The sequence below is a fragment of the Nocardioides sp. genome, from assembly GCF_964229035.1.
Lineage (GTDB): Bacteria > Actinomycetota > Actinomycetes > Propionibacteriales > Nocardioidaceae > Nocardioides.
Map to the genome: position 1 here is coordinate 38,991 of NZ_CAXRAZ010000039.1, position 25,537 is coordinate 64,527.

21 protein-coding genes are annotated in these 25,537 nt (G+C 73.2%); 5 read left to right on the top strand and 16 right to left on the bottom strand.

The window, feature by feature from the left end:
• Positions 1 to 235 precede the first annotated feature (235 nt).
• From ahcY to ACERUN_RS12965, 7 genes are all read right to left on the bottom strand, one after another.
• Positions 236 to 1,678 carry an adenosylhomocysteinase gene (ahcY, locus tag ACERUN_RS12935; RefSeq protein ID WP_370290409.1) on the bottom strand — a complete coding sequence of 481 codons (1,443 nt, stop codon included), beginning with the start codon at positions 1,676 to 1,678 and terminating at the stop codon, positions 236 to 238.
• Positions 1,679 to 1,860: 182 nt separating this feature from the next.
• Positions 1,861 to 2,823, bottom strand: a complete 963-nt coding sequence (locus tag ACERUN_RS12940; protein ID WP_370290410.1) for a DUF808 domain-containing protein — start codon at positions 2,821 to 2,823, stop codon at positions 1,861 to 1,863.
• A gap of 67 nt (positions 2,824 to 2,890) precedes the next feature.
• On the bottom strand, positions 2,891 to 4,045 hold the full coding sequence (locus ACERUN_RS12945; RefSeq protein ID WP_370290411.1) for an acyltransferase family protein: 1,155 nt from the start codon (positions 4,043 to 4,045) through the stop codon (positions 2,891 to 2,893).
• 114 nt (positions 4,046 to 4,159) lie between these two features.
• Positions 4,160 to 5,185, bottom strand: coding sequence for an SIS domain-containing protein (locus tag ACERUN_RS12950; protein ID WP_370290412.1), 1,026 nt, complete (start codon positions 5,183 to 5,185; stop codon positions 4,160 to 4,162).
• A gap of 14 nt (positions 5,186 to 5,199) precedes the next feature.
• Positions 5,200 to 5,385: a Trm112 family protein gene (locus ACERUN_RS12955; RefSeq protein WP_370290413.1), complete on the bottom strand. Its 186-nt coding sequence runs from the start codon at positions 5,383 to 5,385 to the stop codon at positions 5,200 to 5,202.
• Positions 5,382 to 6,764 (bottom strand): phosphomannomutase/phosphoglucomutase, encoded by a 1,383-nt coding sequence (locus tag ACERUN_RS12960; protein ID WP_370290414.1) that lies wholly within the window; start codon positions 6,762 to 6,764, stop codon positions 5,382 to 5,384. The genes ACERUN_RS12955 and ACERUN_RS12960 overlap by 4 nt, the downstream gene beginning before the upstream one ends.
• Before the next feature lie 31 nt (positions 6,765 to 6,795).
• On the bottom strand, positions 6,796 to 7,188 hold the full coding sequence (locus ACERUN_RS12965) for a DUF3499 domain-containing protein (RefSeq protein WP_370290415.1): 393 nt from the start codon (positions 7,186 to 7,188) through the stop codon (positions 6,796 to 6,798).
• A gap of 51 nt (positions 7,189 to 7,239) precedes the next feature.
• Between ACERUN_RS12965 and ACERUN_RS12970 the strand changes: the two genes are divergently transcribed.
• Positions 7,240 to 7,695, top strand: a complete 456-nt coding sequence (locus ACERUN_RS12970) for a metallopeptidase family protein (RefSeq protein ID WP_370290416.1) — start codon at positions 7,240 to 7,242, stop codon at positions 7,693 to 7,695.
• A 25-nt stretch (positions 7,696 to 7,720) separates the two neighbouring features.
• On the opposite strand, the gene ACERUN_RS12975 is transcribed toward ACERUN_RS12970, so the two are convergent.
• The 3 genes from ACERUN_RS12975 to ACERUN_RS12985 form a co-directional block, all read right to left on the bottom strand.
• Positions 7,721 to 9,475, bottom strand: a complete 1,755-nt coding sequence (locus ACERUN_RS12975) for a DUF5719 family protein (RefSeq protein WP_370290418.1) — start codon at positions 9,473 to 9,475, stop codon at positions 7,721 to 7,723.
• The gene (locus tag ACERUN_RS12980) at positions 9,468 to 12,377 is read right to left on the bottom strand and encodes a glycosyltransferase (RefSeq protein WP_370290419.1); all 2,910 of its coding nucleotides are present in this window, start codon (positions 12,375 to 12,377) and stop codon (positions 9,468 to 9,470) included. The genes ACERUN_RS12975 and ACERUN_RS12980 overlap by 8 nt, the downstream gene beginning before the upstream one ends.
• Before the next feature lie 145 nt (positions 12,378 to 12,522).
• Positions 12,523 to 12,777 carry a WhiB family transcriptional regulator gene (locus ACERUN_RS12985; RefSeq protein WP_370290420.1) on the bottom strand — a complete coding sequence of 85 codons (255 nt, stop codon included), beginning with the start codon at positions 12,775 to 12,777 and terminating at the stop codon, positions 12,523 to 12,525.
• 246 nt (positions 12,778 to 13,023) lie between these two features.
• Here ACERUN_RS12985 and cofD point away from each other — a divergent pair, with 246 nt between their 5' ends.
• The 3 genes from cofD to ACERUN_RS13000 all read left to right on the top strand — a co-directional run bounded on the left by cofD (position 13,024) and on the right by ACERUN_RS13000 (position 15,848).
• A complete protein-coding gene (gene cofD, locus ACERUN_RS12990; protein ID WP_370290443.1) occupies positions 13,024 to 14,040 on the top strand; it encodes a 2-phospho-L-lactate transferase in 1,017 nt (338 codons plus the stop codon).
• Positions 14,040 to 15,035, top strand: coding sequence for a coenzyme F420-0:L-glutamate ligase (locus ACERUN_RS12995; RefSeq protein ID WP_370290421.1), 996 nt, complete (start codon positions 14,040 to 14,042; stop codon positions 15,033 to 15,035). The genes cofD and ACERUN_RS12995 overlap by 1 nt, the downstream gene beginning before the upstream one ends.
• 63 nt (positions 15,036 to 15,098) lie before the next feature.
• The gene (locus ACERUN_RS13000) at positions 15,099 to 15,848 is read left to right on the top strand and encodes a DUF3105 domain-containing protein (protein ID WP_370290422.1); all 750 of its coding nucleotides are present in this window, start codon (positions 15,099 to 15,101) and stop codon (positions 15,846 to 15,848) included.
• 105 nt (positions 15,849 to 15,953) lie between these two features.
• Here the strand turns inward: ACERUN_RS13000 and ACERUN_RS13005 are convergent, their stop codons facing one another.
• Entirely contained in the window at positions 15,954 to 17,033 is a 1,080-nt protein-coding gene (locus ACERUN_RS13005; RefSeq protein WP_370290423.1) for a mannose-1-phosphate guanylyltransferase, read from the bottom strand.
• A gap of 24 nt (positions 17,034 to 17,057) precedes the next feature.
• On the opposite strand from ACERUN_RS13005, the gene ACERUN_RS13010 reads away from it, so the two are divergent.
• Positions 17,058 to 17,810, top strand: coding sequence for a TIGR03089 family protein (locus tag ACERUN_RS13010; RefSeq protein WP_370290424.1), 753 nt, complete (start codon positions 17,058 to 17,060; stop codon positions 17,808 to 17,810).
• 34 nt (positions 17,811 to 17,844) lie between these two features.
• On the opposite strand, the gene ACERUN_RS13015 is transcribed toward ACERUN_RS13010, so the two are convergent.
• The 5 genes from ACERUN_RS13015 to glf all read right to left on the bottom strand — a co-directional run bounded on the left by ACERUN_RS13015 (position 17,845) and on the right by glf (position 25,503).
• Positions 17,845 to 20,115, bottom strand: coding sequence for an N-acetylmuramoyl-L-alanine amidase (locus ACERUN_RS13015; RefSeq protein WP_370290425.1), 2,271 nt, complete (start codon positions 20,113 to 20,115; stop codon positions 17,845 to 17,847).
• Positions 20,116 to 20,583: 468 nt separating this feature from the next.
• A complete protein-coding gene (locus ACERUN_RS13020; protein WP_370290426.1) occupies positions 20,584 to 21,351 on the bottom strand; it encodes an ABC transporter ATP-binding protein in 768 nt (255 codons plus the stop codon).
• Complete coding sequence (locus ACERUN_RS13025) at positions 21,351 to 22,292, bottom strand: ABC transporter permease (protein ID WP_370290427.1); 942 nt, start codon at positions 22,290 to 22,292, stop codon at positions 21,351 to 21,353. The genes ACERUN_RS13020 and ACERUN_RS13025 overlap by 1 nt, the downstream gene beginning before the upstream one ends.
• Positions 22,289 to 24,313 carry a glycosyltransferase gene (locus ACERUN_RS13030; RefSeq protein ID WP_370290428.1) on the bottom strand — a complete coding sequence of 675 codons (2,025 nt, stop codon included), beginning with the start codon at positions 24,311 to 24,313 and terminating at the stop codon, positions 22,289 to 22,291. The genes ACERUN_RS13025 and ACERUN_RS13030 overlap by 4 nt, the downstream gene beginning before the upstream one ends.
• Entirely contained in the window at positions 24,310 to 25,503 is a 1,194-nt protein-coding gene (gene glf, locus ACERUN_RS13035) for a UDP-galactopyranose mutase (protein ID WP_370290429.1), read from the bottom strand. The genes ACERUN_RS13030 and glf overlap by 4 nt, the downstream gene beginning before the upstream one ends.
• Positions 25,504 to 25,537 lie beyond the last annotated feature (34 nt).

The window sequence follows — 25,537 nt, forward strand, 5'->3', positions numbered from 1 at the left end:
GTTTGGCGCCAACCCGCAACATTTCCGGGCAGTTGGTTGCAGTTTCCCACCAATCGGCGCCGACCCGGCTGCCTCTCCCCGCCCGGAGGACCCCCGAGAACGAGCCAGGCCCGCCAGCCACCAGACAACGTCTGGCAGCCAGCGGGCCCGGCACCGCACCTAGGTCGACTGCGAGCGCGGCAGCGTGATGCCCTGCGGCGAAGCCGCGTCGGGCGACACGCTCGCGCCCATCGACTCAGTAGCGGTAGTGCTCCGGCTTGAACGGGCCCTCCACGGCGACGCCGATGTACTCGGCCTGCTCCTTGGTGAGCTCGGTCAGCTCGACGCCGAGGGCGTCGAGGTGGAGGCGGGCGACCTCCTCGTCGAGGTGCTTGGGCAGCACGTAGACGCCGATCGGGTACTCGTCGGTCTTGGTGAAGATCTCGATCTGGGCCAGGGTCTGGTTGGTGAACGAGTTCGACATGACGAACGAGGGGTGACCGGTGGCGTTGCCCAGGTTGAGCAGGCGCCCCTCGGACAGCACGATGATCTTCTTGCCGTCGGGGAAGATCCACTGGTGCACCTGCGGCTTGATCTCGTCCTTGACGATGCCGGGGATGCGCGAGAGACCGGCCATGTCGATCTCGTTGTCGAAGTGGCCGATGTTGCCGACGATCGCCTGGTGCTTCATGCGCTCGAAGTGCTCGACCTTGATGATGTCGAAGTTGCCGGTGGTGGTGATGAAGATGTCGGCGAAGTCGACGACCGACTCGAGGCGCTTGACCTCGTAGCCGTCCATCGCGGCCTGGAGGGCGCAGATGGGGTCGATCTCGGTGACGATCACGCGCGCACCCTGGCCGCGCAGCGACTCGGCGGAGCCCTTGCCCACGTCGCCGTAGCCGCAGACGACGGCGACCTTGCCGCTCATCATCACGTCGGTGGCGCGGTTGATGCCGTCGATCAGCGAGTGGCGGCAGCCGTACTTGTTGTCGAACTTCGACTTGGTCACCGAGTCGTTGACGTTGATCGCCGGGAAGAGCAGCGTGCCCTCGTTGAAGCGCTCCACGAGGCGGTGCACGCCGGTGGTGGTCTCCTCGGTGACGCCCTTGATGTCGGCGGCGATGCGGGTCCAGTAGGTGGGGTCGTTCGCGAGCGAACGGGCCAGGACGCGCAGCACCTCCTTGTACTCCTCGTTGTCGGTGGAGTCGAGCGGCGGCACGACGCCGGCCTTCTCGAACTCGACACCCTTGTGCACGAGCAAGGTGATGTCGCCGCCGTCGTCGAGCAGCATGTTCGGGCCGATGGGCTGGCCGCTCTCGTCGGTGAAGGTGAAGACCTTCTCAGCCTCGTCCCAGTACTCGGCGAGGGTCTCGCCCTTCCAGGCGAAGACGGGGGTGCCCTGCGGGTTCTCCGGGGTGCCGTCGCGGCCCACGACGACCGCCGCGGCGGCGTGGTCCTGGGTCGAGAAGATGTTGCAGGTGGCCCAGCGGACGTCGGCACCGAGGTCGACCAGGGTCTCGATCAGCACGGCGGTCTGGATCGTCATGTGCAGCGAGCCCGCGATGCGGGCGCCGGCGAGCGGCTTGTCGGCGCCGTAGCGCTCACGCATCGCCATCAGGCCGGGCATCTCGTGCTCGGCGAGCTCGATCTCCTTGCGGCCGAACGTGGCCAGGCTCAGGTCAGCAACCTTGTAGTCCATGAAAATGATCCTCGAGTTTCGAGTGTCGTCGTCCTGCGGCGCATCTGCGCATCGTCGGGATCTCCCGCGCATGACCACCCCAGGGTACTAGCGACCTGCGTGCCCGGGGAATCATCACCCGAACACATCGGGACCGATTCCCGGCACGCGTCGTCGTCGTCCGCGCGGGGCCTCGATGCGCCTCAGTGCGTGGACGACGCGCCGCCGCGCAGCCGCTGCACACCGAGGACGACGGCGAGCACCACCGTGCCGACGAGAAGGCCGACCACCGCCGAGAGGGCGGTGTTGGTGAGCCAGGCGAGGGTGCCGCTGACGGCGCCGCCGGCAGCCTCGACCGCGTGCTCGACCTCGTGCTCGAGGTGGTGGACGAGGTCGTAGGGACCGTCCCACCAGTGGGCCTCGTGGAGGTTGACCACGAGGATGTGGCCGCCGACCCAGAGCATCGCGACCGTGCCGATGAGCGCGATGGCGGCCAGCAGGCGCGGCATCGCCGCCACGAGCCCGCGGCCCACCCGCTGGGCCAGCGCGGATGAGCGCTGGGCAAGGGCGAGCCCCGCGTCGTCCATCTTCACGATGAGGGCGACCACGCCGTACACCGCGATGGTGATGGCGATGGCCACCACGACCAGGATGGCCAGGCGCGCGACGAACGACTCCTCGGCCACCTCGTCGAGGGCGATCACCATGATCTCGGCCGAGAGGATGAGGTCGGTGCGGATCGCACCGGCCACGAGCGCCTTCTCGGCCTCGGGGCCGTTGTCGGCAGCGGGACCGTCGTGGCCCCCGTGGTCGAGCCAGCGACCCCACACCTTGTGCGCGCCCTCGTAGGCGAGGAAACCACCGCCGGCGAGCAGGATGATCGGCAGCAGGCCAGGGAGGAACTGGCTGAGCAGCAACGCCGCGGGCAGGATCAGCAGCAGCTTGTTGCGCAGGGAGCCGACGGCGATCTTCTTGACGATCGGCAGCTCACGTTCGGCGGCGACTCCGTGCACGTACTGCGGCGTCACCGCGGTGTCGTCGACGACCACACCGGCGGCCTTGGTGGTCGCGCGACCGGCGGCAGCGCCGACGTCGTCGATCGAGGCGGCGGCCAGCTTCGCGATCGCGGCCACGTCGTCCAGGAGGCCGAAGAGACCCGCGCTCATCGGGCTGCTCCGCGGTGGAGGTCGGGTCGGCCGGCGGTCGCACGCATGGCGCGAAGGCTACCGGCAGCTAGCCCGATACCGCTCCGCTGCTCGGCGCGGGGGCCTCCCCCTTGCCCGGCTCGCCGACACCGCCGGTGGTGGCCTCCTCCACCGCGGCGATCCCAGCGGCGACGTCGCCGCCGCCCGCCTCGTGCTCCGACACCACGACGGCCACCTGGACGGCGTCGCCCACGGCCTCCTCGGCGGTGGCGAAGGGGTCGACCACGGGCTCGAGCGGACGCCGCACGGGCGTGCACGCCAGCACGAGCGCGATCGCCACCCCGAGGACGACGGCCGCCGCCGTGCCGAGCAGCGGCCGGGGCTCCACCCAATCGCCGAACCCGGCGTAGTCCAGGCCCTTCACCGCGAACCCGTGCACGAGGTAGACGACCATCGTGGCCGCACCCATGCGCGAGAACCAGCCGCCGCGACGCGAGATGAGGGCGAGCCAGGCGGCGGTGCCCACCAACCCGACCACCAGCACGGCGACCCGGGTGAGCAGGAACGTGCCCGTGGCGTCGTCCAGGAGCTCGATGGGGCGCTGGTAGAGGTAGCCGCGGGCGGCCCAGCGGTCGAGGTTGAGCCCGAGCACCACGATGACGGCGACCGCGCCGAGGGCCAGCCCGGTCTGCAGGCGCCCGCGCACCAGCTGCAGCCGCTGCGGCGTGATGTTCAGTCCGATGACGAAGAAGGGCAGGAAGCCGGAGAGGCGCGGCAGGTCGAGGTAGCGGGTCCAGTCGCCGGTGAGGAAGCTGCCGGCCATCGCGATGGCGACGGCCAGGCCGATGCCGACCAGCGGCGGGAGCGAGCGGAAGAGCGGCGTGAGCAGGCGCCAGGCCACCACGGCCAGCAGGTACCAGACGGGGAAGTGCGGGTCGATCCAGAGGTCACGCAGCTTCTCGCCGCCCACCACGGTGCGGAACCAGGCCAGTGCACCCTCGAAGAACAGGTAGGGCACCAGCAGCGTCGAGAACAGCTGCCACATGCGTCGGCGGGTGAAGGCGAAGTTGCGCGAGAGGTAGCCGGTGATGAGGACGAAGGCCGGCATGTGCCACAGGTAGACGACGTCGTAGAGCTTGCCGCCGGGGCCGTCGGCCGGGAGGTAGGCGAGCAGGTGCCCCACCACCACGAGGGTGACCAGGCCCATCTTGGCGTTGTCGAGCCAGGGATCTCGCGACGGCATCGCCGGGCAGTACCCCGCCGATCCCGCGGCACACGGTGAAGGCGCCCCTGCCGCGGCGCCCGTCGTTTACCTGCGCGCACCATCCCTGCCACCTCGGCGGGGACAGCTCGAGGATCAGTCGGGGACGAGGCCGAGGCGGAGGTACTCGGCGGCGTAGGTGCCGCGCAGGAGCAGCGAGGCGTAGCGGGCGACGTCGCCGCGGGCCTCGGTGGCCACGTGCTCGACGCGCACGTCGCGGGCGGCTGCGGCGTCCTCGAGGCGGCGACGATCGGCGTGGGCGAGGTCGTCGTCCACGCCGTCGTCGAGCAGCACCAGCACCGGACGACGATCGCCCGACTCCTCCTCGAAGGGGTCGGCGAAGACGTTGCGGGGGCGGGCGGCCTCGAGCACGGGCAGCAGGTGCTCGGCGTCGCCGGCGAGCGCGGCGCGTCCGGAGGTGCGCCGGATCGACTCGGCGATGCGGCGCGCCGCGCGGGCCGAGAGCACCGAGCCGCCCCACACGAGCGGGTTGGCGTCGGCCAGCGAGATCGCGAGCATCTTGGCCGGGTTGATGGAGATGTCGCGCAGGGGCGAGCAGGCGATCGCGACGTCGTCGAGCGCCTGCGCCACCGCCTCAGGGTCGGCGGCCGGGCCGAGCTGGACGCGGTGCAGGAACGACAGCATCGCCACCGCGACGGCGAGCTGGTCGCCGGTGCCGGTGGGCAGGATCGTCGTCCACCGGCCGCCGGCGTGCTCGGCGACGAGCGAGTTCGGGGGCGCTGCCACCACGAGCTGGCAGCCGCGCCGGGCGGCCTCGGCCACGGCGGAGGCGGTGCCGGGGTCGCCGCCGTCGGGTGCGAGGACGACGACGAGGTCCAGCGACCCGGCCCATCCGGGCAAGGCCGGCGAGGGCCAGGCCACGAACGGCACCGGGCACACGGGCTCGAGCACCGCGCGCAGCAGTCGGGAGTCGGGTCCGGCGGCGATCACCGCGCGGGCGCGGGCGTCGGCCGCGCGGGCCACCGCCTCGTCGACGGCCTCGGCGGCGGCATCGACCTCGCGGCGGACGCGGGAGCCCCCCTCGGCCAGGGTGCGCAGCCGCAGGTCGGCCGACCCGAGGGCCACCTGGTCGTCGAGACGGGACTCGTCGAACCACACCATGGAGGGACTCCTGCTCAGTCGCTGCTGCGGGCCTCGTCGACGAGCAGCACGGGGATGCCGTCGCGCACGGGGTAGGCCAGGCGGCAGGTGCCGCAGACCAGCTCGGACTCCGCGCCGCGCGGGGTGAGCGCGAGCTCGCCGTGATCGGCGGGGCACACGATGATCGCGAGCAGCTCGGGAGCGATCTGGCGGCTGCTCATCGGGCACCGCCGCGGATGATCGCGAGGACCTCGTCGCGCACGCGGGTCATGGTCTGCTCATCCTTCCCTTCGGCGTTGAGGCGCAGCAGCGGCTCGGTGTTCGAGGCCCGCACGTTGAACGCCCAGTCGGCGTGGCTGACGCTGAGCCCGTCGAGCCGGTCGATGCTCACGCCCTCGGCTCCACCGTAGGTGTCCTCGATCGCGGCCAGCACGGCGCCCTGGTCCTCGACGGTCGAGTTGATCTCGCCGCTGAGGGGATAGCGCTCGTACTCGGCGAGCAGCGACGACAGCGGGGCGTCGGTCTCGGCCAGCGCCGCGAGCGCGTGCAGCGCGGCCAGCATGCCGGAGTCGGCGCGCCAGAAGTCGCGGAAGTAGAAGTGGCCGCTGTGCTCGCCGCCGAAGATCGCGCCGGTCTCGGCCATCGTGGCCTTGATGAACGAGTGGCCCACCCGGGTGCGCACCGGGGTGCCGCCCAGCTCGGTGACGATCTCGGGCACCGCGCGGGAGGTGATGAGGTTGTGGATCACCGTCGAGCCCGGCTCCTTGGCCAGCTCGCGCGCGGCGATCAGCGCCGTCAGCGTGGACGGCGACACGAGCTCGCCGCGCTCGTCGACGAGGAAGCAGCGGTCGGCGTCGCCGTCCAAGGCCAGGCCGATGTCGGCGCCCTCGGCGAGCACGCGCGCCTGCAGGTCGCGCAGGTTCTCGGGCTCGATCGGGTTGGCCTCGTGGTTCGGGAAGGTGCCGTCGAGCTCGAAGTACATCGGCACCAGCTCGACCTGGTCGGCCAGGCGCTCGAACACGGCCGGAGCCGTGTGGCCGGCCATGCCGTTGCCGGCGTCCACGACGACCTTGAGGCGGCGACCCGTCACCGGCGCCAGGGCCAGCAGGTGCGCGGCGTAGGCCTGGAGGACGTCGTGGGAGGTGATGGAGCCGGTGCGCGCAGCCACGGGCAGGGGACCGCCGGCGGCCACGCGGTCGCGGATCTCGGCGAGTCCGCTCTCCATGCCCACGGGCTGCGCGAAGGCACGGCACATCTTGATCCCGTTGTACTGCGCGGGGTTGTGGCTCGCGGTGAACATCGCGCCGGGCAGCTCGAGGTGGCCGGAGGCGAAGTAGAGCTGGTCGGTGGAGGCCAGGCCGATCATCGTCACGTCGGCGCCGGCGGTGGTGGCGCCGTCGGCAAACGCGCCGGCGAGCGCCGGCGAGCTGGGCCGCATGTCGTAGCCGATCACCAGCGAGCTCACGCCGAGCACCTCGACGTAGGCGGCGCCGGTGGCGCGGGCGAGCTCCTCGTCGAGCTGCTCGTCGACGAGCCCTCGCACGTCGTAGGCCTTGAAGACCTTGCCGAGGTTGTCAGGGGACGTCGTGCCGCTGGCCATGGGCCGGACACTAGTGCACGCCGGGTGGGCCTCAGTCGGAAGTCAGCATCCGGAGGTGGCCCTTGCGAGCAACCTCACGCCCGCCCTCGCGCGGCGCCTCGGCGGCGACCGGCGCCGGGAGCGGCCGGGCGGCCTCGCGCACGGCGTCGGCCAGCGCCAGGAGGTCGTCGCTGCTCGGGCCCGTCTGCGGGGTGCCGAGCGCCAGGCGCAGCACCTCCCAGCCCCGCGGGGCCGAGAGCCGCTCGCTGTGCACGTCGCACAGGTCGTAGGCGTGCGGCTCGGCGAAGGTGGCCAGCGGGCCGAGCACCGCGGTGGAGTCGGCGTAGACGTAGGTCAACGTGGCCACCGCACGGCGCGAGCACGCCGTGCGCGAACAGGTCCGCAACGAGTGCGGTGCCGCCCCTGGTGCTCCGATCGCGCTCACGGCGCCGACCGTACCGCCCGCGGGCCACGGCGACGGCTAGGCTCGCGGATCATGCCGACAGAACCTGCGCCCGCCCCGCGGCGACGGGATCGGCGCGATCGTCGGGGCCGTGGACGACGAGGGCCCGACGTCCTGCCGCTGGCGCCCGGCCACCGCCCTCCGCGCCCGCGCGATCGGCGCGACGTCTTCGACCGGATCCTGCTCGACGTGGTCACCGCGATCGACGAGCGCTGGTCCGATCGCCTCGGACTCGTGGAGTACGCCGTCGAGGACACCCCGCAGCTGCCGCCCGACTGGGACTCGGGGCGGGTGCCGCTGTCGTCGCTCGTGCGCGGCTCCGGCGCCACACCGACGCGCCTGGTGGTCTTCCGGCGTCCGCTCGAGCACCGCGCGGCGGACCGCACTGACCTCGAGGCGATCGTGTTCACGGTGGTGGTGGAGCAGGTCGCCGAGCTGCTGGGCCTCGAGCCCGAGCAGGTCGACCCGCGGTACCGCGACGAGGACTGACCGCGCGCGGCGGCACCCGAGGAGGTCAGTCGGGCTCGACCGCCGGGATCTCGGTGCGCAGCTCCGGCGCGCGCAGCCGCACGACGGCCAGCCCACCGGTGCGACCGCCGACCACGCCCGTGACGACGCCCGAGACGGCTCCCGCCCGGCTCACCACCGACACGGCGACGGCCTGGGCCGGCAGGCGGACGACGGCCGTGCGGTCGGCCCCGAGCTCGACGGTCTGCGTGCCTGCTGCCGATCCCGTGGCGCCGATCGCGGTGACCTCCACGTTGCCGGTGCGCGCGAGGCCGCCCAGCACGAGGGAGGCGGCGCCCGCCGGCAGCACCGTCGTGGACGGGTCGCTCACCGCGATCGCCGGGGCGAGCAGGGCGAGGTCGCCCTGGGCGGTGACGACGCGCAGCGAGGCGGCGACGGGTGCCGTGGCCTGCAGGCGCAGACCCACCACGCCTGCGGCGGTGTCGCCGCGCAGCACCCGGGTGAGCTCGACGGCCGTCACGCCACCGGGCGGCACGCTGACGGCCTCGGTGCCCGCGGCGGTGAAGACCGCGTCGGCGGTGACCAGGCGCGGCCTGACGCGCAGCTCGTCGTCCCCGGGGTTGGCGAGGTAGAGGGTGGCCTCGGAGGGGCGCGCGGGCACGCCGAGAATGAGGCGGTCGCGCTCCGGCACGTCGCTGGGCTGGTAGTCGGTGACGGCACGGCTGCGGCCCAGGAGGTCGCGGGTGGTGCGGGCAGTGACGCTGGCCCGCCCGCGCAGCACCGCGACGCGCGCAGCGGTGATCTCGGTGCTGGGCGCCACGGCCGCGAGGTCGATGCGGCGCACGCCGCCGCCGGGCACCTGCACACCTCGCAGCTCGGGTTCGTCGACCACCCCCACCGCGCCGTGCAGCTCGACGTCGACGACCGCCCCGCCCGGGTCGGGGTTCACGATCTCGATCACGGTGCGGTAGCGCGCCGACGCGCCCAGCCCGACGAGCCACTCGTCGTAGCCCGGGGTGGCGCACTCGGGCGCGGCGAGCCGGTCGCGGCGACCCGCGACCACGCCGGGCGCCGCGGCGCCCTGACCCTCCACGACCGTGGCACCGGTGCTCGACGGGACCACGGCGCCGGCCCCGCCGGTCACCTCGACCTGCGAGGCGTCGCCGAGCTCGGAGTCGCGGGCCGCCCCGCCGGCCGGGGCCGAGCGGACGGCGAGCTCGCCGCCGTCGACGCCGGGGGCGCGGACGACGCGCACCGGCGCCGTCGAGGAGCCCAGCCCCGACGGGCACACGACGGTGGAGGCCGTGAGCGCGGCGCTGGTCGGACCGCGGCCCGCGAGCGCTTCCGGGGAGGGGTCCTGCTCGCCGATGACGACGACCGCGGCCGCCACCAGGGAGGGCAGCACGAGCGCCAGGGCGATGAGGAGGTCCACCCGCCGCGACGCGCCGCCGGAGGAGCGTCGTCCACCCCTGCCGGAACCGCCGCCGGCCCCACCGCCGGCCCCGCCCCCGGCCCCTGGGTCGCCGCCGCGGGACCGCCGACCGCCGCCGTCGGCTCGCCGGCGCCCACCGCCGACCGCCGGACCCGAGGGCGTCGCAGGCGGCACGGACGGCGCATCCGGCGCATCCGGCGGGATCGGGGAGCCCGGGGAGTCCGGCGAGTCCGTGGACGCCGCGGAGGACGGGGTGAGCGGTACGAGCGGGTCGGAGGCGAGCGAGGCCCGCAGCCGCTCGCGCGGGTCGACCGGCCCGGCGGCGCCGCCCGGCCGGTCGGGCTCGGCGGGCGTCGGCACGTCACTCATCGCGGTTCCTCCGGAGCGTCGGGAGAGCGAGCACGACCAGCGTGGGCACGGCCGCCAGCTGCGCGAGCAGCAGCAGCCATCGCAGCCAGGAGGTCTGCTCGGGCAGCGGGCCGGGCGCCGGGGTCACCTGCCAGGCGCGGGTGCCGCGCTCGGCGCTGGCCTGCTCGAGGCCCGTGGTGGCGTCGAGGCGCGCCGCGACGGTGCCGTCGGCGGGCGCCGGCTGCACCACGTAGAGCACGCCGAGGCGCGCGAGCCGCTCGGCGCTGTCGGGATCGGGCGAGGTGACGAGCGTGCGCACGAGGGCCGTGACCTCGCGATCCTCCGGGGTCAGGGCCAGCACCTCGTCCTCGCCGAGCGTGCGGCCCTGACCGCGACGGACGTCGTAGGTCAGACCGCTGTCGATGTCGCCGCGCAGCACCAGGACGCCGTCCTCGGGTGCCCGCTCGGCGCGCTGAGCCATGTAGACGGGCACGTCGGAGGCCGGGTCGTCGGTGAGCTCCTCGCCGCCGCGCACCGCGAACCAGGCCACGCCCACCGCGGTGGCTGCGACGCCGGCGAGGGCCGCCACCGCCATGGCGCCCTGGGCGGGTCGTGGGCGATCGCCGAGGTGATGCAGCGACAGCCCGCCCAGGAAGGCCGCGACCAGCCAGGACGCGTGCAGCACCAGCAGCACGGCGCCGAGGCCGGGCTGCTGCTCAAGGCGCCCGGGGAGGTCGATGGTCGGCAGGGCGAGCGGCACCGCGACGAGGGCCGTGACCGCGGCGACCACCCAGCACACGAGCACCGCGATGCGGGTGGAGGCCGGCACGAGCGCCGCCGCGGCGAGCAGGGGCAGGGCGAGCCCGGCGACCAGCGGCGCGCCGAGGTCGGGCAGCCGAGCGGCGAGGAGGTCCCACCCGGAGAGCGCCGGGGTCGGCCATCGACCGACGTCGAGCACCGTGGCCGGCCACGCCCCCTCGAGCAGGGCCGGCAGCCACCAGGGCAGCAGCGCCGCGAGCGGCACCGCGAGGGCGACGAGCGGTGGCGCCCACACCGACCGCTCCCCCACGGCGGCGGGCGCGAGGCGCCGTGCGAGGGCGAGCAGGGTCGCCACCACGGCAGCCACGACCAGCCAGGCGCTGGGCACCACGGCCACCGTGAGCGCGAGCAGCAGCCCTGTGCGCCAGGCCGCGCGCCAGCGTCGCTCGGCGTCGGGGTCGACGAACCCGAGCGCCGCGTGCGCCAGCCACGGCAGCAGCGCGGCACCGAGGACGACGCCCCAGCGCCCGCCGCCCCAGGCACCGGACGCGAGCGGCAGCACCGCCCACGTGATCGAGCCCCAGAGCAGCAGCCAGCGCGGGGCACCTTCCGGGGTGGCCAACCGTCCGACGACGCGCAGGAAGCGCCACGCGCCCCACAGCGCGAAGGGCGCGGCGAGCGCCAGCAGCGCCGAGACGGTGAGCCCGGGCGAGAGCACGGACCCGATCACCGCGAGCGGCAGCACATAGGCCGGTGCGGGCACCTGCGAGCCGAAGCCGAGGTCGTGGTGGCCCTCGAGGTGGAGTCGCCACCAGGCGCCGACGCCGTCGGGGGCGGGCGACAACGCACCGCCGTGGATGCCGCCGACGACGTCGCGCACGCCGACGAGCAGCGCGATCACCACCAGGGCGCACACGATCGCGACGGGGCTGGTGAAGAAGCGCACCACCCAGCCCGAGTCGGCGAAGTCGTCGTCCTCGTCGCGGTGGCGGGCTGGCGCGGCGGCGGCCGGGTCGCGCAGCGCGGCGGCCTCGCGGCGCCGCTCGGCGACGTCGGCGGCCTGCTGGGTGGCCGCCGCGGCGACGTCGCCGAGGAGGTCGAGTCCGTGGCGCAAGGGCAGCCACCACGGCGCCAGCAGCCGGCGCACCCGGGCGCGGTCGACCTCGGCCCCGGCCCGGGCGAGCGCAGCGGCGCGGCGACGGCGAGCGGCCCGCACGCGCCCCGGGTGGCGCAGCACGTCGACGACGGCGGCGACCTCGTCGAGCGCCTCGCCGACGGCGCGGACGACGAGCAGCCCCAGCGCCCGCAGCAGCGACCCGCCCAGCGCGCGCAGCACGAGCAGCGGCAGCCAGGCTCCGCGGGCGTTCGCGAGCAGGGTGAACAGCGCCGCGCGACGCTCCTGGAAGTGGGGGTGCCGCCCGGTGAGCGGCGTGCGCCGCAGGCCCCGGTGCGCGGCCTCGGCGTGGAAGACGACCGCGCTCGGCACGATCAGCGTCGTGTGGCCCGCCGCCGCGGCACGCCAGCCGAGGTCGAGATCGTTGCCGAAGATCGGGAGGTCCGCGTCGTAGCCGCCGAGGCCGACCAGCACCTCGCGCCGGGCGAGCAGGCCGGCTGAGTTGACCGCCAGCACCTCGCGCACCCGGTCGTGCTGCCCCTGGTCGTACTCGCCGCGCTCCAGGCCGGTCTCGCGCCGGCCGGTGCCGCTGATCGTCACGCCCAGTTCGAGCAGCGCCCGTAACGAGGGCCACGCCCGCAGCTTGGGGCCCAGCAGGGCCGCCTCCGGTCGCTCCGCAGCGGTGGCGAGCAGGCGCTCGAGCGCGTCGGGAGCGGGATGGGCGTCGTCGTGCAGCACCCACACCCAGGAGGCGGGTCGGGCGGCGCCGTGGTCGGCGTCGAGCACGTCGAGCTCGTCGAGCCCGGCCGCCACGGCGTCCGGGAAGCCGGCGCTCGCGGCGAGGCGGCGCACGGTCACCGGCAGCTGGGGGCCGAGGGCGTCGACGACGATCTCGGGGCTGGCGTCCTTGCTGCCGGTGTCGACGACGACGACGCGGTCGGGGCGCACGGTCTGCGCGGCGAGGCCGGCGACGACGGTGGGGAGCCAGGCGGCACCGTCGTGGGTCACGAGGACGACGGCGACCCCTGCTGGCCCTGCTGGTGCGGACATGGGCGGTGAGCCTACGCGCGGCGGCGGCGGCGCTCCCAGCCGGCGCGGACGCGGCCGAGGGGGCGGCGGCGGAGCGATCCGGTCAGGCGCGAGGGGCACGCAGGACGCATCGCCCGCACAGGGCCGCGGGCGCGGTGGCGAGGGGTCAGACCGCGCGCTTCGTCAGCTTGCGGCGCTCCCGCTCGGACAGGCCGCCCCAGATGCCGAAGCGCTCGTCGTTGCCCAGCGCGGCCTCGAGGCACTCGACCCGCACCTCGCACGTCTGGCAGACCTTCTTCGCCTCACGGGTGGATCCACCCTTCTCGGGGAAGAACGCCTCGGGGTCGGTCTGCGCGCACAGCGCGCGCTCCTGCCACCCGAGATCGTCCGATTCCGCCTCGACCAGGAAGAGTTCCCTCACGACTTGCCCCTATCGCCTCGACCCGTGCCAGAACGACACACCTGGAATTACATACGTGTCGTACCCCGTGAGTCAAGGCTGATCCTGCTATACGCGGCCCGGTAGGACGATCGTCCCCCCGACAGGGCACAGTTGGATCTCGTGGATCCCGTCGCCTCCTCGCCCACTGCTCCCCCGGCTCCCCCGGCTCCCCCGGCCGCCGACGCCGCCACCCGGCCGCTCGACCCGGCATCGGACGGCGACGGGCTGGTCCGCCGACTCACAGTGCTCTCGGGCGGCATGGGCGGCGCCCGCTTCCTGCAGGGCCTCCTGCACGGCATCGCGGCCGGCACCCTGCCCGGCGTGGCGGCCGACGCGGAGGTCACCGTGATCGCCAACACCGCCGACGACATCTGGGTGCACGGCCTCAAGGTGTGCCCCGACCTCGACACGGTGATGTACACCCTCGGCGACGGCATCGACCCCGAGCGCGGGTGGGGACGTCGCGAGGAGACGTGGAGCGCCAAGGAGGAGCTCGCCGCCTACGGCGTGGAGCCGACGTGGTTCGGCCTCGGCGATCGCGACATCGCGACCCATCTCGTGCGCACCCAGCTGCTCGAGGCCGGCTACCCGCTCTCCGACGTCACCACCGCCCTGAGCCAGCGGTGGCTCGCTCCTCGCTACGGCGAGCGCCTGCGACTGCTGCCGATGACCGACGATCGCGTCGAGACCCACGTGGCGATCGCCGATCCCGACGAGCCGAGCGGGCGGCGCGTCGTCCACTTCCAGGAGTACTGGATCCGCCTGCGGGCGCAGGTGCCGGCGGAGGTCGTGGTGGTCGTCGGGGTCGAGAACTCCACCCCCGCGCCCGGCGTGCTCGACGCGATCGCGGGGGCCGACGTCGTCGTCCTGCCGCCGTCCAACCCCGTCGTCTCGGTCGGCACCATCCTCGCCGTGCCCGGCCTGCGCGACGCCGTGCGCGCCGCTCCCGGGCGCGTCGTCGGCCTCTCCCCGATCGTCGGCGAGCGCCACGTGCGGGGCATGGCCGAGCAGATGTTGACCTCGATCGGCGTCGAGGTCAGCGCCGCCGGCGTCGGCCTCAACTACGGGGCCCGCGAGCGCGGGGGCGTGCTCGACGGCTGGCTGATCGACGAGCGCGACGCCGGTCTGCTCCCCCGCATCACCGACGCCGGGCTCGCCTGCGCGGCCGTGCCGCTGATGATGACCGACCACGACGCCACCGCCGCGATGGCCGCCGCGGCGGTCGGCCTGGTGCGCCCCTGATGGTGGGCCCGCACCCCGAGATCGTCGTCCGCGCACCCGACGGCATCGGCGAGATCGAGGCGGGCTGCGACCTCGCGGCGGTGCTCGTCGAGGCGCTGGTGCGCGCCTACGGCGACGATGCCCTGCGCGACGGCGACGTCCTCGTCGTCACCTCCAAGGTGGTGAGCAAGGCCGAGGGACGCGTGGTGGAGGGCGATCGCGAGGCCTGGGTGGACGCCGAGACGGTGCGCCCCGTGGCGCGGCGCGGGCCCACCCGCATCGTGCGCAACCGGCTGGGGCTGATCATGGCCGCCGCCGGGGTCGACGCCTCCAACGTGGCCGCCGGGTCGGCGGTGCTGCTGCCCCTCGACCCCGACGCCTCGGCGCGGGCCCTGCGCGCGCGGGTGCACGAGCTGGCCGGCGTCACCGTCGGCGTCGTCGTCACCGACACCGCCGGCCGCGCGTGGCGCGAGGGCCAGACCGACATCGCGATCGGCGCCGCCGGCCTCGAGGTGCTCTCCTCCTTCGCCGGGCGCCTCGACGCCCACGGCAACGAGCTGGCCGTGACCGCACCGGCGGTGGCCGACGAGATCGCCTCGGCCGTCGAGCTGGCCCAGGGCAAGCTCGGAGCCCGGCCGTGCGGCATCCTGCGCGGCCGGGCCGACCTCGTCCTCCCCCTCGAGGACGACGGCCCCGGCGCCGGCGCGCTGATCCGACCCGAGGGCGGCGACCTGTTCGGCTGGGGCGCCCGGGAGGCCGTCGTCCGCGCGGTGGCCGCCTCGCCCTCGGACCTCGCACCGTTCGGCGCGCCGGTGCCGGCCGAGGACCTCGTCGACGCCCTCGGCCGCGCCGGCCTGGGCGCGGCGCGGCGCCTCGACGCCGACGCCGACGCCGACGTCCTGGTCGTCGACGACGCCCGTGCCGACGCCGTGCGCGCGGTCGCCTTCGCGCACGGCTGGACCTGCGAGGACGCCGCGGGGGGCTCCGGAATCCGACTCCGGCGCGCCACTACGTAGACTCAGGACTCGGTATCACCTAAGTCACCACCCACCCGACACCAGCGCGAGGTAGACGCCACCGTGGCCAAGTCCAGCAAGTCCGAGAAGTCGGACCGCCGCAAAGTCATCGAGGACATCCGGCGCCAGCAGAAGAGCGCCGAGCGCCGCCAGGGCACCGTGATCGTCGGCGTCTGCGTGCTGGTGGCCGTCGTGATCATCGGCGCCGCGGCCTGGAACCCGATCACCACGGCCGTGCAGAAGGCCCGCTACTCCGGCAAGGACCTCGCCGACATCGGCGCCGCGGCGTCGACGTGCCAGAAGGTCACCGAGAAGAAGGCCACGGGCAGCGGCGAGCACGTGCCGACCGGGCAGGACGTGAAGTACACCGACTCCCCGCCCGCCTTCGGCGCGCACTGGAACGAGGCCGGCGTGGCCCCCGCGCCGATCACCGACCGCTACTACACCGCCAGCAGCCGCCCGGAGCTGGAGTCGCTGGTGCACAACTCCGAGCACGGCTACACGATCCTCTGGTACGACCAGACCGTGGCCGACAACTCCTCGGAGATCGCCGCGATCAAGGCGATCGCCGCCACGCTCGACAGCAACGACACCAACCAGCGCCTGAAGTTCAAGGCGGTGCCGTGGACGAAGAAGGACGGCAAGGCCTTCCCCGGCGGCCAGCACATCGCGTTCACCCACTGGCGCGTCGACCCCAAGGACCAGGAGCAGTACGGCGTCTTCCAGTACTGCTCCGAGGTCAGCGGCGCGGCGCTGAAGTCCTTCATGGACAAGTACCCCTTCACCGACGCCCCCGAGCCGTACGTGCCCTGATCCGGACGCGAGCGCGAGCGTCCCGGACAGCAAGGGAGCCGGTCACCCGCTGCGGGTGGCCGGCTCCTGTGCTGTGCGGGTGCGGGGCGGCTCGCGCCCGGCGGCTCAGGTGAGGTCGGCGCGCCCGGCGTCCTTGAGGGCGGCGACGATGCGCTTGACGTCCTGGGCCCGCGCGCGGGTGGTGACCAGCAGAGCGTCGGGGGTGTCGACCACCACGACGTCGTCGAGGCCGATGACCGCCACCGTGCGCCCCGATCCCGGCACGACGAGACCCGAGGCACCGTCGTGGTGCACGTGCTCGGCCCCGCCGAGCACCACCAGCGACTCCTCCTGGCCGAGCAGCGTGGCGAGGGAGTCGAAGTCGCCGACGTCGTCCCAGCCGAACGAGCCCGGCACGGTGGCCACGCGGCCCGCGGCCGCCGCCGGCTCGGCGATGGCGTGGTCGATCGCGATGCGCGGCAGGTCGGGCCACAGCTCGGGCAGCAGCCCGGGATCGGCGGCGATGCGGCGCAGCGCGGCGGCGAAGTCGGCGTCCTGCTCGGCGAGGAGGTCGAGCAGCACCGTGGGCCGGACGACGAACATGCCGGCGTTCCACCGGTAGCGGCCGGTCGCGAGGTACTCCTCGGCCACGGGCACCGACGGCTTCTCGACGAACTCCACCACGCGGCGCACCAGCGGGTGGCCCGGCAGCTGCTCGCCCTGGTGGATGTAGCCGAAGGCCGAGGAGGGGAACGTCGGGTCGATGCCGATCGTCACCAGCCACCCGTCGCGCGCGGCGTCGACGGCCGCCGCCACCGCGCGATGGAAGGCCTCCGGCTCGCGGATCACGTGGTCGGCGGCGAAGGACCCCATCACCTCGGCGCCGCGGGCCTCGAGCACGGCGGCGGCCAGGCCGATCGCCGCCATCGAGTCGCGTGCCGAGGGCTCGGCGAGCACGGCGTCCTCGGGCAGGTCGACGAGCTGGGACCGGACGGCGTCGCGGTGCGCCTCGCCGGTGACGACGAGGAAGCGGTCGCCCGCGATCGGGGCGAGCCGGTCGTGGGTCTGCTCGAGCAGCGTGCGACCCGAGCCGGTCAGGTCGTGCAGGAACTTGGGGGAGCCGGAGCGCGAGAGCGGCCACAGGCGCGTGCCCGCCCCGCCCGCCGGAACCACTGCCCAGAAGCCGGGGAGGTCGTCGACTGACATGCGCGGCACCCTATCCTCGCCAGCGTGGATGCACAGCCGGATGTCACGTTCGCCACGGTGCTCGCCCGACGCCTGAAGCAGGACCCCGGCCGACCGCTGGTCACCTTCTACGACCACGCCACCGGTGAGCGCGTGGAGCTCTCGGCGACGACGTACGCGAACTGGGTGGCCAAGACCGCCTCGCTGCTCGTCGACGAGCTCGGCCTGGAGCGCGGGGACCGCGTCGTCCTCGACCTGCCGCCGCACTGGCTCGGCACCGTGGTGCTGGGCGCGGCCTGGGAGAGCGGACTCGTCGTCGTGCCTGCGGCGGTGGCCGGTGACGCTGCGAGCGCCGAGGCCGAGGCCGTGGTGTGCGGACCCGACACGCTGGACGCCTGGACGCCGCGGGCCGACGACCTCGTCGTCCTCGCCTCCGCGCTGCTGCCGCTCGGCGTGCGCTTCCGCGAGCCCGTGCCCGTCGGCGTCCACGACCTCGGGGTGGAGGTGTGGTCGCAGCCCGACGCCTTCATTCCGTGGGACGCCCCCTCCCCCGCGGACGACGCCCTCGTGCTCGCCGGCGGCCCACTGACCCAGGCGCAGCTGTGGCAGGAGGCGGCCGCCGGCCGTCTGGTCGGCAGCGGCCGCCTCCTGTCGACCGCCGACCCGGCACAGGAGCCGGCGATCCTGGGCGAGCCGCTCGCGTGCGGCGGCTCGCTCGTCCTGGTCGCCCGGGCCGAGCCCGACGCGCTGGCGGCGATCGCCGCCACCGAGCACGTCACGGCCCGCTTCCCCGCCTGAGCGACCAGGACGGCGTGTCCCTCCCCCGCTCGGGTCAGGCCCCGAGGTCGTAGCCGGGGAAGCGCCCCAGCGAGATCGGCGTGCCCCAGCCCGCAGCGGTGCCGGGCAGCAGCACCAGCTCGGACGTCACGGGCTTGCGGGCCACGAAGTCCGACATCGCGTTGGACCCCACGCGCCCCATCGGCAGGAGCCAGTCGTAGCCGGTGGTGCGCACGTCCAGCGGCTGGGCCGTGGTCAGGCCGCCGGGGCCGTTGCCGAGGTAGCGCCGGATCACCGTGCCACCGCGCAGCAGCACGTCGGGAGCGCCGTCGGCGTTGACGAGACCGGCCGGCACGATCGAGGTGCCGCGCAGCGCCGGGTAGGCCGAGTAGCTGGTCGTGAGCGTGTTGGTCGTGGTGCCCAGGCCGATGCGACCGCGGCCGGGCCAGATCCGCACCTTGCCGCTGAGCTGTCCCATCAGGTCGGGGTAGCCGTCGCCGGTGACGTCGCCGGGCACGGCGAGCAGCGTGGCTGCGCGCAGCCGGTTGGTGAGCATCACGGGGGCGGAGAACTTGCCGCCGCCGCGACCGCGCATCAGCAGGAGCGCCCCGTCACTGCTGCGGCGGCCGATGACGTCGTTGAACCCGTCGCCGTCCCAGTCGCCGGCCTTGATCAGCTGCGAGGCCCAACTGACGCTCCAGCCGCTGTCGACCTGGGCCCGCACGGCCCACCGGCCGGAGGTGAGACCGACGCCGAGCACCACGAGGTGCTTGTCGCTGGCGCGACGAGCGATGATGTCGGGCGTCGATCCGCCCACGTAGTCGCCGCGCAGCTCGCGACCGGCCCAGCCGCGCTGGGCGGCGTCCGCCAGGCGACGGATCGCGGGGATCTGGGCGTAGAGGTACTTGCCGGGGCACGCGGTCGACTTGGTGTCGCGGTGGCCGCTGATCGCCGGGAAGGTGCGCGAGCCGATGCGCTGCGCCCTCGAGCCTGCGTCCACGCCGTGCAGCGCGAGCTTCCAGGCGAAGAGGGCGCCGTAGGCCTTCAGCACGGCCGAGCTCGGGCGCACGGTCTCGAAGTTGCCGATGGCCGCGGCGCCGAAGGAGTAGTTGTTGTAGCCCTCGGTGTGCGCGCCGACCACCGGGCGGTCGACGCCGCCGGCACGACCCTCCCAGATGCGGCCGAAGCGGTCGACGAGGAAGTTGTAGCCGATGTCGCTCCAGCCGCGGGTGCGCACGTGGTAGCTGTAGATGCTGCGGATGATGCCGGGCACCTGGGCCGCGGTGTAGTTGTTGGCGTTCACCGTGTGGTGCACGAAGCCGCCGTGCACCTCGTAGTAGCCGGGCGCCTTCTGCTCACGGATGCGCTCGTCGGCTCCCCACTGAGCGCGGGAGTAGATCTTGGGTCGCGGGGTCGTGACGCCGGCCTGCAGTTCGATGCCGCCGTCGGTGCCGTCGCCCGGGGGCTCCTCGGTGGTGCCGGGGTCGCTGCCCTGGACCACGCCCGGGTCGCTGGTCGTGCCGGTCGGGGCGGACCCGGTGGGAGTGCCGCCGATGCCGGCGTTGCTCTGGGGCGCTGCGGGCGCCTGGGCACCGGCGGAGGCCAGCTTCGCGGTGTCGATGGCCGGCTTCTGGGTGGTCGTGGACGTCGGGGTGCCGGGGCTGATGACCGCGAGCTTCATGTCGGCCGGGGCCGCCACCGTGGTGTCGACGCGCACCTGCACGGCGTCCACGTCGCCGACGAGAACGGGGTCGGTGCCCGGGCGGGCGTGCCGGGCCTCGGCGCTCTTCGGGTCCGGGCCGTGGTCGTCGTGGTAGTCGGCCGGGCCCCAGTCGGTCCAGCGGCCGTCGGTCTGGGAGCGCACCTCGACCTCGATGGCGCCGGGATCGATGCTCTGCCCGTGGCCCCAGGTGACGCCCACGGTGCCGTAGCCCTCCACCGGGACGACGTCGCTGACGATCTCGCGCTCGCCGTCGGCCGCGACGCGGGCGGTGGCGTCCTCGGCCACCCGGGCCCGGACACCGGCCGCCACCTTCGCAGGAGCCTCGGGCCGGGTCAGCGCGTACTGGTCGACCTCGGGGTCGACGGGCGCGGCCGGCACCTTCGAGGCGAACTCGGCTGAGCGCAGCGCCACCTGCGGCGTCGCTCCCCCGCCCGGCTGCGCGGGGCGCACCTCCATGGTCACCGTGCGCGCGGCGGGGGTGAGCACCGCCACCACCACGGCGAGGGCCAGCAGCTGCTGGCACAGGGTGACGAAACGGATCCGATGCCCGTGGCGCTCCTCGCTCATGAGGGCGCCCGAGTGCTCGGGGAACGACGACGGCATGGCTGACTCCAGACGGGTGTGCGCGGGGAAGTTGTCACACGAGTAGCAACTTTCACACGCGTCACACGGCCCGGGGAAGAGTCCGTGAGTAACTACAACGCTGTAATTTCCACTCGACACGCCGAGCGAAGCCGACTTTCTCGCGACCCCCTCATCGGCCCTCCCTCACCCCGCCTGAGCACGCCGCAGCACACCGGAACACGCCGCTGGCGAGGGGCTCCGCGCCCCGTACCGCCCAGACCACGAACCCGTCCGCCGAACCGAAGCGAACAACGCGCCGGAAACCGTGCGGTGTCGAGGGTCTCCGCGCTCCGTACCGCGCGAACCACGAACCCGTCCGCGGAACCGAAGCGAACAACTCACCGGAAACCGTGCGGTGATGAGGGCAGCGCTGAAGGCGCGTCGGGCCAGAGCGGGCCCGAAGGGTCCGCGAGGGCCCGACAGGCCCGCGTCACCGCACCAGACGACTCAGATGTCGGCGCCGATCTCGTCCTCGATGGCGAACTCGTCGTCGTCGCCGTACTGCAGGTAGTGGATGGCGGCGTCGACGTCGCCGTCGTAGCCGACGCGCCCCTTCTCGAGGACGATGCCGCGATCGCACATGGACTTCACGGCGCCGGCGGAGTGGCTGACGAAGACGAGGGTGCGGCCGCTCTCGCGGACCTCCTTCATCTTCTTGACGCACTTGGCCTTGAAGGGCTTGTCACCGACGGCGAGCACCTCGTCGGCGAGGAAGATGTCGGAGTCGACGTGGATGGCGACGGCGAAGCCGAGGCGGGCGCGCTGGCCGGAGGAGTAGAAGCCTACGGGGGCCTCGAGGGTCTTGCCGAGGTCGGCGAAGTCGATGATGGAGTCCATCTTGCGCTGGATCTCGCGCTCGCTCATGCCGAGGATGGCGGCGTTGAGGACGAGGTTGTCGCGCCCGGAGAGCTGCTGGTGGAAGCCGGCGCCGGTGGCGATGAGGCCGGCGATGCGCCCGCGGGTGAGCAGGGTGCCCTTGTCGGGCTTCATGACGCCGTTGATGAGCTTCATGAGGGTCGACTTGCCGGAGCCGTTGAGGCCCATGAGGCCGACGGCCTCGCCCTCCTCGATGGTGAAGCTGACGTCGTCGACGGCGTTGAACTTCTCGCTGGTCTGCTGCCCGCGCACCTTGGCGACCGTGACCTCCTTGAAGGTGCGGTGGTAGCGCAGGGTGAACGTCTTGGTGACGTTCTCGAGGACGATGGAGGAGACCATCACAGACGCTCCGGGATTCTGTTCTCGAGCCTGCTGAAGATCAGCTGGGCGATGCCGAGGAGGGCGAGGGAGGCCACGAGCACCACCACCCCGTAGACCATGAGGTTCTCGGGCATGAGGGCCTCGCGGACGGCGGCGGGCTCGGTGCTGTCGACCGTGCCGGTGTAGAAGGCGCGCTGGAAGAGCAGCACGGCGTCGGCGAGCGGGTTGAGCAGGAAGAACTTCGAGCCGTCCGGTCCGAGGCGGTCGACGATGTAGGACCAGGGGTACATCATCGTCACGCCGTAGCGCACGAAGTGGTTGAAGACGTTGACGATGTTGCCGAAGTCGCGGAAGAAGACGTTGGCGGCGCTGAACACGAGCGCGGCCGCGGTGCCGAGCGCGGCGATGATCGACAGCGACAGCACGAAGGCCAGCATCCCGACCGGGTCGGGGGTCCAGCCGGCGGCGACACAGGCGATCAGCAGGATCACGACCTGCGGCAGCACATGGTAGAGCGAGACGAGCATGGCCGCCACCGGGAACATCTCGCGGGGCATGGCCTGCTTCACCACCAGCGCTCGGTTGCCCACGATCGAGCGCGTGCCCGCCGCGAAGGTCTCGGTGAAGAAGTGCACGATGATCAGGCCCGCGAAGAGGTGGATCGCGTAGTTCGGCACCTTGGCGTGGGCGTTGAAGATGACGCCGAAGACGAACCAGTAGATGAAGAACTGGGTCATCGGATTGATGTAGCTCCACAGCATGCCGAGCAGTGCGCCCTGGTAGCGGGCGCTGAGCTCGCGCTGGACCAGCAGCTTGAGCAGGTAGCGGCGCTGGACGACGCCCACGAGCCCGTTGCCCGACCACGGCTCCACGAGCGGCGGCAGCGGCGCGTCCGGGTCGCGACGGTAGGGCCGCGGCGCCTCAGCCGACGGCGTGGGGCTGGTGGTGGTGTCGGTCATCGGGCGTCCTCGTCGGTCCAGGGCGCGAAGGTCTGCTCCCAGACCTCCGGCGAGGTGATGTCACCGAGCGCGGCGCGGTAGGCACCGGCCAGCTCGGACCACTCCCGACGGTACCTGGCGTGGAGGGCGATCGTGCGTCGGACGAGCTCGCGGTACTTCTCGGGGTCGCGGCGGTAGAGCGCCGCGGAGGTGCCGTCGTTCATCGACACGACGGCGGAGTCGTAGGTGGCCAGGCGGTACCACTTGGCGTCCATCGCGCGCACCTCGGCCTCGGGGAACTCCCGCGACAGCGCCCGCGGGTTCTTGAGGTGGCGCACCGGGGCCAGGCCCGCGGTGACCATCTTCGCCAGTCGGCCGGGCACCTCGCTGGAGTCGCGGCCCTTGCGGGGCGGCTTCTCGCGGCGCACCGGCGGCAGGGCGTCGGGGTCGCGGTGCAGCTGCGCGTCGGTGAACCCACGTCGGAACGCGTTCACCTCGGCCAGCCTCGTCGGCAGCATCGCGTGCAGTCCCTGCGGGCCGGCGAGGACGTCCTCGAGGGCCTGCAGGCGCAGCTCGACGGTGGAGTACTGCATGGAGACGAGGTGCGCCAGGTCGTGCGCCAGGCTCTCCTTGAGCAGACCGCCGCCGCGGGGGTAGCCGGAGTGCAGCAGCGCCGCGATGTAGCGGTTGCGCTGGTGGAAGTAGGCCTGCCAGTCGAGGGAGTCGTTCTTGTCGGTCCACGGTACGTGCCAGACCGCTGCGCCGGGGAAGGTCACCGTCGGGTAGCCCGCGGCGCGGGCGCGCAGGCCGTACTCGGAGTCGTCCCACTTGATGAACAGCGGCAGCGACAGACCGATCTCGTCGATGACCCGGCGCGGCACCAGGCACATGAACCAGCCGTTGAAGTCGACGTCCTGGCGCTTGTGGAGCCAGCGGGCCGAACGGAGGTTGCGCGCGCCGAAGTCCCAGTCGTTGTAGGCGTCCTTCGGCGACATCCACCAGAAGCGGTACGGCTGGATGATCTCGCCGAAGCTGTGCAGGCGGCTGCGGGAGAACAGGCTGAACATGTGGCCGCCGACGATCGTGGGGCGGCGGGCGAGGTCGGCGAAGGTGACCGCGCGGACGATGCCGTCGGGCTCGGCCACCACGTCGTCGTCCATCATCATCGTGTAGGTGGCGGTGCCCTTGCGCAGGGACTCCAGCTGCCCGCGGGCGTAGCCGCCGGAGCCGCCGAGGTTGCCCTGCTCGATCAGGCGCAGCCGCTCCCCCAGCGCCTTCTCGGCCGCCGCGAAACCGGGGCCGTCGGCCACCTTGTTCGTGCCCTGCTCCATGACGAAGACCGTGTCGAGGACGTCGTCGAGCTCGCCGCCGCCGAGCTGGGCGAGGAGGTCGGCGCAGAAGTCGGGGCGGTTCATCGTGGTGATCGCGATGTCGAGCGTGCCGGGTCGGGCGCGCTCGGCCGGCACCTCGGCGCTCCACTCGGCCGACTCCACGACCACGTCGCCGTGACCGGCGACGACGTCGTACCAGTACCAGCCGCCGTCGACGAACGGCGCGAGGGAGAGGTCGAAGGTGAGCACGTGCAGGCCGTCGGGGCCCGCGGCGACGTCGTCGGTGGAGGCCGCCTCGACCTTCTGCTGGCGCCCGTTGGCCATCGACTTGGTGACGATGACGGTCGCACCCTCGCCGCGCAGCGTGACGGTGAGGCGCACGGCGTCCACGATGGACCAGCGGCGCCAGTAGCTGGCGGGGAAGGCGTTGAAGTAGGTGCCGAACGAGAGCTTCTCGCCCGAGGGGATCAGCACCGCCGTGCGCGAGCGCACCTGGTCGGGGCGCACGCCGCGGCCGGTGGAGGTCTTCTGCCGGATGGAGGCGTTGTTGAGCTCCTTGGCCGCGCGACTGCCGCCGACGACGTACTTGTCCTCGTCGAGGTTGGCCTCCTCGGCGTCCAGGTAGAGCGGGAGGACGTCGACGTCGCCGTCGAGCGGGAGGATCTGGCGCTGCAGCAGGCGACGCGCGGTGGTGCTGGACTGCTCGCTCACGCCTCGACCCCGCCGCTCGTCAGCGCCGCACCCTCGACGAAGTGGGGGCGCAGGCGGTTGTCGAACATCGACAGCGCGGAGGCGATGGCCATGTGCATGTCGAGGTACTGGTAGGTGCCGAGGCGGCCGCCGAAGAGCACCATCGGCTCGGCCTCGGCGCGCGCCCGGTAGCGGCGCAGCTTCTCGCGGTCCTCCGCGGTGTTGACCGGGTAGTACGGCTCGTCGCCCTCCTCGGCGAAGCGGCTGTACTCGTGCACGATCACGGTCTTGCCGGGCAGGTGGGTCTTCTCCCGCTCGGGGTGGAAGTGCTTGAACTCGATGATGCGGGTGTAGGGGACGTCCTGGTCGTTGTAGTTGACCACGCCGGTGCCCTGGAAGTCGTCGACGTCCTGCACGGAGGCCTCGAGGTCGACCGTGCGCCAGGAGAGTCGGCCCTCGGCGTGGTCGAAGTACTCGTCGACCGGACCGGTGTAGACCACGGGCACGCGGCCGCGGAAGCTCTCGGCGAGGTCGCGGTAGTCGGTGTCGAGCACGACCTCGATGTTCGGGTGGTCGGCCATCCGCTCGAGCCAGGCGGTGTAGCCGTCGACGGGCAGGCCCTCGTGGGTGTCGTTGAACCACCGGTTGTCGAAGGTGTAGCGCACCGGCAGGCGCGTGATGATGTCGGCGCTCAGCTTGGTGGGGTCGGTCTGCCACTGCTTGGCGGTGTAGCCCTTGATGAAGGCCTCGTAGAGCGGACGCCCGATGAGACTGATCGCCTTCTCCTCGAGGTTCGTGGCATCGGCGGTGGCGATCTCGCTGGCCTGCTCGGCGATCAGCGCGCGGGCCTCGTCGGGGGTGTGGCTGCGCCCGAAGAACTGGTTGATCAGGCCGAGGTTCATCGGCAGCGAGTAGACCTGGCCCTGGTACTTGCCGAAGACGCGGTGCTTGTAGTCGGTGAAGGACGTGAACCGGTTGACGTACTCCCACACGCGCTCGTTGCTCGTGTGGAAGAGGTGGGCCCCGTACTTGTGCACCTCGATGCCCGTCTCAGGGTCGCGCTCGCTGTAGGCGTTGCCGCCCAGGTGCGAGCGGCGCTCGAGGACGAGCACCCGCAGCCCCAGCTCGCTGGCGCAGCGCTCGGCGATCGTGAGCCCGAAGAATCCGGAGCCGACGACCACGAGGTCGGGATTGGTGGAGGTGATCGACACGGTCGAGGAGTCTACGAGGACTCGGGCCACATCC